This is a genomic window from Shewanella sp. SG44-6, from assembly GCF_014164185.1.
Taxonomy (GTDB): Bacteria; Pseudomonadota; Gammaproteobacteria; order Enterobacterales; family Shewanellaceae; genus Shewanella; species Shewanella vesiculosa.
The window spans coordinates 1-960 of record NZ_JACJER010000293.1 but is presented as its reverse complement, the minus strand read 5'-3'; the positions used below and the strand labels follow the sequence as shown (position 1 = coordinate 960).

At 47.1% G+C, this 960-nt stretch carries 1 protein-coding gene and 1 pseudogene; one reads left to right on the top strand and one right to left on the bottom strand.

Annotated elements, in window-relative coordinates; all coding sequences use genetic code 11:
- The coding region (locus tag H5185_RS22255) for a 4Fe-4S dicluster domain-containing protein (protein WP_182743339.1) at positions 1 to 498 on the top strand (498 nt) is incomplete at its 5' end.
- Positions 499 to 568: 70 nt separating this feature from the next.
- Here H5185_RS22255 and H5185_RS22250 read toward each other — a convergent pair.
- Positions 569 to 960 (bottom strand): annotated as a pseudogene (locus tag H5185_RS22250) (glutathione synthetase); the annotation flags it as partial.

Below are 960 nucleotides of genomic sequence, written 5' to 3'. Positions count from 1 at the left end.
CCGACAGGGGCTATGCACAAAGATAAGCGCGGCTTAACGCTGCAAAACAATGATGAATGTATTGGTTGCAAGAAGTGTATGAATGCTTGCCCATACGGCGTGATTAGTTTTAATGCGGCAACACCGCACCGTCGGTGGCAAGATGACTCTGAGTTAGTGGCTAATGGTACTGTATCACCACTGATGCTGCTCAAACGCACGGGGGCTACTGCATCACCCAATGAAAACCCAGAGCGGGGTGATACTTACCCTGTTACACGACCAAGACGCACTACAGAGAAATGTACTTTCTGTGATCATAGGCTTGATAAGGGGTTGAATCCTGCCTGTGTTGATGCTTGTCCATCTGAAGCGCGGGTGATTGGTGATTTAGATGATCCGCAGAGCAAGGTATCCCAGTTGATTAAATTGCATAAACCTATGCAGTTGAAACCTGAAGCGGGAACGGGACCAAGGGTATTTTATATTCGTAGTTTTGGTGTTAAAACCGCTTATTAATCATATAGGTTAATTTGTTAGTTAAAGCCACAGATGAGATTCTGTGGCTTTTTACTTTATACGCGCCCTGTTAATCGCTAAACATCAGCGAATCTAATACCCCTTGGCCGCTGTGAACTCCACCCTCAGTCACCATGGCTGATTTGCTGCGAACTAAATATCCCGAATAACCGGGGCTGTCGCTATTAGAGCTATCCTCCATCACAGGCTCGCCATCAATGTGGACGGTGAACATGCCTATTTCAGGGATCATGTCATTTATGGTTTCTATTTCGCCGTCACGCACTACTAAGGTTGGTGTTGCTCTCGGCCTAGGGTGTAAGCGGCGCATCAGCGACCATGCTTGGTATTGCGCGGGTTCTAACTCGGCTAATTCATGTGAAATATCGGCACCAAACAGGCAATTGCCACCGCCTTCACCTTGATTTTTTAGCACCCAAGTGTCTATTGGGGATGCTTCGA